This window comes from Pseudomonas sp. GM102 (assembly GCF_000282555.1).
In the GTDB taxonomy this organism is placed as follows: Bacteria; Pseudomonadota; Gammaproteobacteria; order Pseudomonadales; family Pseudomonadaceae; genus Aquipseudomonas.
This window is the reverse complement of record NZ_AKJB01000058.1, coordinates 120,711-130,084: the sequence shown is the minus strand read 5'-3', so window position 1 is coordinate 130,084 and position 9,374 is coordinate 120,711. Positions and strand designations below refer to the sequence as shown.

At 60.0% G+C, this 9,374-nt stretch carries 3 protein-coding genes; all 3 read left to right on the top strand.

Annotation, left to right across the window (positions count from 1 at the left end; translation table 11 throughout):
- The first annotated feature begins 80 nt into the window (after window positions 1-80).
- The 3 genes from recC to recD are packed head-to-tail and all read left to right on the top strand — an operon-like array spanning window position 81 to window position 9,324.
- Window positions 81-3,533 (top strand): exodeoxyribonuclease V subunit gamma, encoded by a 3,453-nt coding sequence (recC, locus tag PMI18_RS15205; protein WP_007900653.1) that lies wholly within the window; start codon window positions 81-83, stop codon window positions 3,531-3,533.
- Window positions 3,530-7,219 (top strand): exodeoxyribonuclease V subunit beta, encoded by a 3,690-nt coding sequence (gene recB / locus PMI18_RS15210; protein ID WP_007900652.1) that lies wholly within the window; start codon window positions 3,530-3,532, stop codon window positions 7,217-7,219. The genes recC and recB overlap by 4 nt, the downstream gene beginning before the upstream one ends.
- Window positions 7,216-9,324 carry an exodeoxyribonuclease V subunit alpha gene (gene recD, locus PMI18_RS15215; RefSeq protein WP_007900651.1) on the top strand — a complete coding sequence of 703 codons (2,109 nt, stop codon included), beginning with the start codon at window positions 7,216-7,218 and terminating at the stop codon, window positions 9,322-9,324. Before recB ends, recD begins: the two co-directional genes overlap by 4 nt.
- The last annotated feature ends 50 nt before the right edge of the window (window positions 9,325-9,374 follow it).

The following is a 9,374-nucleotide window of genomic DNA, read 5'->3' as shown; positions in this document are numbered from 1 at the left end:
TCGGACCGCTTCCGGCTGTCACAGTCTGATGACAGTGCTAAGGTTCGGCCCTAGCTTTTGTATTTTCCAAGGAAGCCTTTATGCCGGACGCTACGTCCCTCAGTGCTGGTTTTATGGTGGTTCACGGCAACCGCCTGGACGAGTTGCGCAGCCTGGTGGTCAGCTGGATGCGGCGCTACCCGCTAGCTCCCTTGGAAAATGAAATCGCCCTGGTACAGAGCAACGGCATCGCCCAATGGCTGAAGCTGGCATTGGCCGAAGACCCTGAAGATGACGACATGGGCGGCTGCGGAATCGCCGCTGCTATCGATGTGCAGTTACCGGGCAGCTTCATGTGGCAGCTTTATCGCATGGTGCTGGGACGTGACGAAATCCCGGTCAAATCCCTGCTCGATAAAGCCCCGCTGACCTGGCGTCTGATGCGTTTGCTACCACAGTTGATCAACCAACCGCACTTCGAACCTCTGCAGCGCTTTCTTACACATGACACCGACTTACGTAAACGCTATCAATTGGCGGAGCGACTGGCGGATCTGTTTGACCAATATCAGGTCTACCGTGCCGACTGGCTCGAAGACTGGGCGGAAGGTCGTCATCAGTTACGAAATGGCAGAGGCGAAGCCAAAGCCCTGACCCCGGCCAACTGCTGGCAGGCGGAGCTGTGGCGTGCACTGTTGCTGGATGTCGGTGAACAAGGTATGGCGCAAAGCCGCGCAGGCGTCCACCAACGTTTTATCGAGCGCATCAATAGCCTCGACGTAGCGCCCAGTGGTTTGCCTTCACGGGTGATCGTTTTCGGGATTTCTTCACTGCCTGCTCAAGCCCTGGAAGCGCTTGCCGGGCTTGCTCGATTCAGCCAGGTCTTGTTGTGCGTACACAACCCATGTCGTCACCATTGGGCGGACATCGTCGCTGATAAAGATCTGTTGCGACATCAGTACAAGCGCCAGGCTCGCAAGAGCGGCATGCCGGTTGTGCTCGACTCGCAAACGCTCCATCAGCATGCCCACCCGCTGCTGGCAGCGTGGGGTAAGCAGGGGCGGGACTATATTAATCTGCTCGACAGCTACGACGATCCTAATAGCTATCGCTCGGCGTTTCGCGACGGGCGTATCGACCTTTTCAGCGAAAACCAGCCACAGAACATGCTTAATCAGTTGCAGGACGACATCCTGGAATTGCGTCCCCTGAACGAGACTCGCGAGCGTTGGCCTGCTGTCGATCTGAACAAGGACGAATCGATCCGTTTTCACATCGCCCATAGCGCTCAACGCGAAGTAGAGATACTCCATGATCAGTTGCTCGCACGATTCAGTGCTGACCCAGACCTAAGGCCTCGCGACGTAATCGTGATGGTCCCGGACATCGACAGTTATGCTCCGCACATCCGTGCAGTCTTTGGTCAGCTTGATCGCTTTGATCCGCGCTTCATCCCTTTCACGCTCGCGGATCAAGGCCAGCGCGGCCGGGATCCGCTATTGATCGCTGTCGAGCATCTGCTCAAACTTCCCGATAGTCGCTTCCCCGTCAGCGAAATCCTCGATCTGTTGGACGTTCCGGCATTACGCGCGCGGTTTGGCGTAGAGGAACGTGACCTGCCGACCTTGCATCGCTGGATTGAAGGAGCAGGTATCCGCTGGGGGATGAACGCCGAGCAGCGCGCGGGTCTTGGTCTTCCTGCAGAACTGGAGCAAAACAGTTGGCGTTTCGGTTTGCGACGGATGCTGCTGGGTTATGCCGTGGGCAGCGCCAGTGCCTGCGAGGGGATTGAACCCTACGACGAAATTGGTGGCCTGGATGCCGCACTCATAGGTCCTTTGGTTGCACTGCTGGATGCGCTGGAAATTGCCCACCAGGAACTCACTCAACCTGCAGCGCCTAAACAATGGGGCTCGCGGTTGCAAGCTTTGGTGCAGTTATTCTTCCTGGCCAGCAACGAGCATGACGACTATTTGTTGGCCCGACTCGAAGAGCTACGTGAGACCTGGCTTGAGACCTGCGAGTCCGTAGGTTTGCACGACGAATTACCGTTGACCGTAGTCCGTGAAGCCTGGCTGGCGGGTCTTGACCAAGGTCGCCTGTCTCAGCGCTTCCTTGCCGGGGCCGTTAACTTCTGTACCTTGATGCCCATGCGAGCAATCCCCTTCAAACTGGTCTGTCTGCTTGGCATGAATGACGGCGATTACCCTCGCGCGCAGCCGCCGCTGGATTTCGACCTGATGGGCAGTGACTACCGCCCCGGTGATCGTTCCCGACGCGAAGATGATCGCTATCTGTTGCTGGAAGCATTGTTGTCGGCACGGGACCAACTCTATATCAGCTGGGTCGGCCGCAGTATTCGGGACAACAGCGAGCGCCCTGCTTCGGTGTTGATAGGGCAATTGCGTGATCATCTCGGCAGCGGCTGGCGACTGCACGATGATAATGATGACCTGCTTGAGTCCATGACTCAGGAACACCCGCTGCAACCTTTCAGCGCTCGCTACTTTCATGAAGGCGATGATCTATTCAGCTACGCCAGCGAGTGGCAGGTTCTTCATCAAGCCAGTGATCTGGCGACTGATATCGAAGTGCTTGAGCCCTACGTCCAGGACGAACCGCTGAGCCTGGGTCAGTTGCAGGATTTTCTGCGCAACCCGGTACGACATTTCTTCAGTCAGCGGCTCAAAGTGTTCTTTGAGGCTGCCGAAGTGCCTTTGGCAGATGAAGAGCCGTTCGTACTCGATGCATTGCAACGCTATAGCCTCAGCGACAGTTTGCTCGAAGCGGCACTGGGGCAATTGGAGCAAACCGATCAGGTACTGGAGGCGCAGGCAAAGCGCCTGCAAAACAGCGGGCTCTTGCCCATGGCCGGTTTTGGAGAATGTCTTCAGCGAGAGTTGATCGAGCCGCTGCCAGATCTGCTGCTGCGCTATCAGCAACTTCTGGCGTTATGGCCGACCCCGCTCACCAATGCGTTGCCGGTGAGTCTGGAACTACAAGGATTGCGCCTGGAAGGCTGGCTCAGTGGCCTGCATCAACGCGCAGATGGCGGGTTGTTGTCGGTGACTACGATTCCCAACAGCATCGGTTCGATCAAGGCCCGCAAATGGCATCGCCTGACGCGACCTTGGGTCAATCACCTGGTTGCCTGTGCCAGCGGCATGCCGATGACAACGGCGTTGGTGGCCAGCGACGACAGTTTGCTGCTCGGTCCGATGGAGGAGGCTGCAGCATCCCGGGTTCTGGGCGATCTGTTGTTGGCCTGGCAAACGGGCATGCGCCAGCCGCTGCCGATCGCAGTAAAAACAGCGTTCGCCTGGCTCGCTCAAACCGACCCGAGCAAAGCTGACGCCGCTGCCCGCAAGACCTATGAAGGCGACGGCCAGACCACTGACGGCGAGCGCCGCGAAAGCCCGGCACTCGCCCGGCAATTCGCCGATTACGATGCACTGATTGCCGACGAGACCTTCCCCGATTGGTGCAACGCTTTGTATCGGCCGCTGTTTGAGGCCTCCTGGCGTTCATCGACCAGCGAGGAGGCGCGCTCATGACCACGAAAACACCGCTGGCCCTGGCATTCCCGCTTCGTGGCAGCCAGCTGATTGAGGCCAGCGCCGGGACCGGCAAGACCTTCACTATTTCTGCTCTGTACTTGCGTCTGGTCCTTGGCCACGGCGGCGAATCGAGTGGTTTTGGCCGTGAATTACTGCCACCGCAAATCCTCGTGGTGACCTTCACCGACGCAGCAACCAAAGAGCTACGCGAACGTATTCGCACACGGCTGGCTGAAGCAGCACGGTTTTTCCGCGATGAGACACCGGCGCCAGATGGCCTCATTGCCGAATTGCGCGAGCAGTACCTCCCCGAGCAGTGGTCCGGCTGTGCAAACCGCCTGGACATCGCCGCCCAGTGGATGGACGAAGCAGCCGTTTCGACCATCCACAGTTGGTGCCAGCGCATGTTGCGCGAACATGCGTTCGACAGTGGCAGCCTGTTCACCCAGACCCTGGAAACCGATCATAGTGATTTGCTCGGCGAAGTCCTGCGCGACTACTGGCGACTGTTCTGTTATCCAATGCAAGGCGATGCACTGAACTGGGTTCGCGGCAATTGGGGGGGCCCGGCGGCGTTGCTGCCGCGAGTGCGTGGCTTGTTCGCCAGCGAGCGTGACAGTGTTGAAGGTAAAGAGCCTGCCGAGTTGATTGCCGAGTGCCTGCAGGAGCGACGGGCCGCTTTGCTCGAACTCAAGATGCCCTGGCGCCAATGGGCGGATGAGTTGCTTGCCATTTGTCACCAGGGTGTCGCAAGCAAGAGCGTCGATGGCCGCAAGATGCAGCCGCGCTACTTCGAACCCTGGTTCGAAAAGCTCCGGGCCTGGGCCGAAGATGAATCTCTCGAGCAACTGGACATTGGCACCGGCTTCACTCGTCTGACTCCCGATGGCATGGCTGAAGCCTGGAAGGGTGAAGCCCCCCGTCATCCCGGTCTCGATGCGATGGCCGGTCTCAAGACCAGTCTCGATGGTTTGCCGACCCCCGATGCCGCTGTGCTGCAACACGCCGCTCACTGGGTCGGTGCGCGGTTCGAGGAAGAAAAGCGTCGTCGCGCGGAAATGGGTTTCGATGACATGCTGCTGCGCCTCGATGCGGCTTTGCAGTCCGAAGGCGGTGAGCGCCTGGCAACACTGATCCGCGAGCAATTCCCGGTCGCGTTGATCGACGAATTCCAGGACACCGACCCGGTGCAGTATCGAATCTTCGAGAGCATTTATCGCATCGAAGACAACAATCCTGAAACCGGTCTGTTTCTGATCGGTGACCCGAAGCAGGCGATCTATGCCTTCCGCGGAGCCGACATCTATACCTACCTGCGCGCTCGCCAGGCCACCACTGGCCGCCTGCATACCCTGGGCACCAACTTCCGTTCCAGTCATGGCATGGTCAGTACGGTGAACCATGTGTTCGAACGCGCCGAATCTCGTGAGCAGGGGCGCGGAGCATTCCTCTTTCGTGAGAAGAATGGCGAGAACCCGGTACCGTTCCTGCCCGTCGAATCCCAGGGGCGCAAAGAAGTCCTGCGGATTGATGGTCAGGTTGTACCGGCCCTGAATATCTGGCATCTGTCCGCCGATCAGCCACTGTCTGGCGCGGTGTATCGACAACAATTGGCCGCCGCCTGCGCCAGTGAAATCACCGCGCTGCTCAATGGCGGTCAGCAAGGCTGTGCTGGCTTCATCGAGGACGGTAAGGACTTCAAAGGTCTACTGCCATCGGATATCGCGATTCTGGTGCGAGACGGCAAAGAGGCCCAGGCCGTGCGCGGCGAACTTTCCGCCCGCGGCGTGCGCAGTGTTTACCTGTCAGACAAGGACTCCGTGTTCGCCGCGCAGGAGGCCCATGACCTGCTGACCTGGCTCAAGGCGTGTGCCGAGCCGGATGTCGAGCGCCCCCTCCGTGCCGCGCTGGCCTGCATCACGCTGAACCTTTCGTTGGCTGAACTGGAACGGCTGAATCAGGACGAACTGGCTTGGGAAACACGGGTCATGCAGTTCCGCGGTTATCGCGAGCTCTGGCGCAAGCAGGGCGTGCTGCCAATGCTGCGACGTTTGCTGCACGACTTCCAACTTCCCCAGGCGTTGATCGCGCGTAACGATGGCGAGCGGGTACTGACCAACCTGCTGCACCTGTCCGAGTTGCTACAGCAGGCTGCCGCCGAGCTTGATGGCGAGCAAGCCTTGATCCGTCACTTGTCCGAGCATCTGGCATTGTCCGGTCAGGCTGGCGAAGAACAGATCCTGCGCCTGGAAAGCGACGAGCAACTGGTCAAGGTTGTGACCATCCATAAATCCAAAGGGCTTGAATATCCGTTGGTGTTTCTGCCGTTCATTTGCTCGGCAAAGCCGGTGGATGGCAGCCGTTTGCCATTGCATTACCACGACGCAACGGGCAAGGCTCAGGTGAGCTTGAAGCCGACGCCCGAGTTGATCGCCCAGGCTGATGATGAGCGCTTGGCCGAGGATCTTCGGCTGCTCTATGTCGCCCTGACCCGGGCACAACATGCATGCTGGCTCGGCGTGACGGACCTCAAACGCGGCAATAACAACGGTTCGACGTTGCACCTTTCAGCGTTGGGTTATCTGCTGGGTGGTGGTGCGCCATTGGCCGAGTCGGCGGGGTTGCGGCGTTGGCTGGAAGATTTGCAACAAGACTGCCCGGCGCTGAACTACGGTGAGATGCCTGAAGCGACCGTCGAGCATTACCATCCGCCGCGCAATGAAGCGACCTTGCTTGCGCCGCTGATACCCAAGCGCAAGGCTAGCGAAAACTGGTGGATCGCTTCCTACAGCGCCTTGCGCATTGGTGACAGTCTGAGCGTGGGCAGTGACGAAGCCCCGGAGAGCCCGCAAGCCCAAAAGCTTTTTGACGACGAACGTCTCGATCCGCAAGCGCCGCGAGAAGTGATTGCTGGCGGCGCGGATATCCATCGATTCCCTCGCGGGCCAAACCCCGGCACTTTTCTCCATGGATTGCTCGAGTGGGCCGGCGACGAAGGTTTTGCCGCTGCACCACAAACTGTGGAAGACGCCATCGCCCGCCGCTGCAATCGCCGTGGCTGGGAAGGCTGGATCACGACGTTGAGTGACTGGCTACAGCACTTGCTCAAATCCCCGCTGCACATCGGTGGCGGGCAGGCACCGGTGGTGTTCGAGCAACTGACCCAGTACCGGGTCGAGATGGAGTTCTGGTTCGCCAGTCATAAAGTCGATGTGCTCAAGCTCGATGAACTGGTGCGCCAATACACCCACAACGGCGTGGCCAGGGTGGCCGCCGAACCGGTGCTGCTCAATGGCATGTTCAAAGGCTTCATCGACCTGACGTTCGAGCACGACGGTCGTTACTACGTCGCCGACTACAAATCCAATTGGCTGGGCGTCGATGACGCGGCCTATACCGTGCCGGCCATGGAGCAGTCGATTCTGGATAATCGTTACGACCTGCAATATGTGTTGTACCTGCTCGCCTTGCATCGTCAGCTCAAGGCGCGGCTGGTCGATTACGATTACGACCGACATGTCGGTGGGGCGTTGTACCTGTTCCTTCGCGGTACTCGCGCGACCAGCCAGGGCGTGTACTTCGCCCGTCCGCCACGGCAGCTGATCGAGCGTCTGGACCGGTTGTTCCAGGGCAAGCCAGAGCCCAAGGCCGAACCCGCCTGGGAACAGGGAGTACTGCTATGAGTCGCACCTTCGCTGATTTGCTGCCCACGCCGTTGGCGGCCGAAAGTCTGGCGGACCTGGCCCCGCTGAGTCGCGCAGATGACTTGTTGCTGCTGCTCACGCGCTGGGTCGAACGCGGTTGGCTGCGGGCGCTGGACAAGGCCTTCGTCGCCTTTCTCCACGAGCTCGCCCCCGACGATGATCCGCTGGTGCTGCTGGCCGCCGCGTTGACCAGTCACCAGTTGGGTCACGGCCATGTTTGCCTGGATCTGTTCGAAACGCTGAAAGAGCCGGACTTCGCTCTGTCGCTGCCGCCGGAAGGTGATCTGCAAAGTGGCGCGATGTTGCTGCCGTCGCAATTGCTTGAGGCGCTGGAGGGTGCGCATTGGTGCAAGGTCCTGGCGTCCAGCCGTCTGGTGGCTCTGGCCGTTGACGGGCGTGAAGCCGCGCAGCACCGGCCGTTGGTGCTGTCGGGTAAACGGCTATACCTGCGCCGCTACTGGGCTTACGAGCGGCGGATCGACAACGCCCTGCGTCAGCGCCTGTTGGCACACGAAACAACGCCGAGTGATTTACCTCAACGCCTGACTGGCCTGTTTGGTCCAGCCAGGTCTGATGAAACGATCGACTGGCAGAAGCTCGCTTGCGCCCTGGCTACCCGCAGCGCATTCAGCATCGTCACCGGCGGCCCGGGGACCGGCAAGACCACTACGGTCGTGCGCTTGCTCGCATTGCTACAAGCGCCCGCGGTGGAGGCCGGCAAACCGCTGCGCATTCGTCTCGCGGCACCCACTGGCAAGGCTGCCGCACGATTGACCGAGTCCATCAGCCAACAGGTTCAAACCCTGGAAGTTGCTGAAACAGTGCGGGAGAAGATCCCGTCGGATGTGACCACCGTGCACCGGTTGCTCGGCAGTCGTCCCGGCACCCGACATTTCCGGCACCACGCCGGCAATCGCTTGCCACTGGATGTATTGGTGGTGGACGAAGCCTCGATGATCGACCTGGAAATGATGGCCAATCTGCTCGACGCATTGCCAGCCCATGCCCGTCTGGTGCTGCTCGGTGACAAGGATCAACTGGCGTCGGTAGAGGCCGGTGCTGTCCTGGGCGATCTGTGCCGCGATGCCGAAGCCGGTTGGTACAGCCCGCAGACCCGCCAGTGGCTGGAGGCGGTCAGCGGTGAAAACCTTGGTGCCAGCGATTTGCACGAAGACATCAACGGAACGCATCCCCTGGCTCAGCAAGTCGTGATGCTGCGTCACTCACGGCGCTTCGGCGAGGGCAGTGGCATTGGTCAGTTGGCCCGTTGGGTCAACCGGCAGCAACCCGAGGAAGCCCGCAAGTTACTGGCGGCAGGAAGCCATGGCGACGTATTTTCCCTGCCTCTCAAGGGTGAGCAGGACCGGGCGCTGGAGCGGTTATTACTCGAAGGTCATGGCGAGGGGCCGCAAGGTTATCGGCATTACCTGAGTCTTTTGCGCAGTCAGCGGCCGCCGCTCGACAGCCCGCTCGACGATCCACGCTGGACCCATTGGGCTCGCGTGGTGCTGCAAGCCTTCGACGCCTTCCAGCTTTTGTGCGCGGTACGCAAAGGGCCTTGGGGGGTGGAAGGCTTGAATCAGCGAGTGACCGACGCGCTGCTCAAGGCTCGGCTGATCGACAGCGATCACCAATGGTACGAAGGTCGACCCGTGCTGATGACTCGCAACGACTATGGCCTGGGTTTGATGAACGGCGACATTGGCATTGCCCTCAAGCTGCCGGAACGTGAGGGCCCCGATGCTGGACGGCAAGTGCTGCGCGTGGCCTTCCCGCGCAACGATGGTCAGGGCGGTGTGCGCTTTGTCCTGCCAAGTCGGCTCAACGATGTCGACACCGTGTACGCCATGACCGTACACAAATCCCAAGGCTCGGAATTTGCCCATACGGCGCTGATTCTGCCGGATGCCCTGAACCCTGTGCTCACCAAGGAACTGATCTATACCGGCATAACCCGGGCCAAACACTGGTTCACGCTGATTGAGCCTCGTGCCGGCGTATTCGAAGAGGCCGTGCGGCGCAAGGTCAAGCGCTTGAGCGGGCTGATGCTGGAGCTGGAAGAGGGTATCGAGCGGAGTCACTGAACGGGCGGCGCCAGACGACGGAATCTGTCCGAAGTGCCGTGGTACGTGGC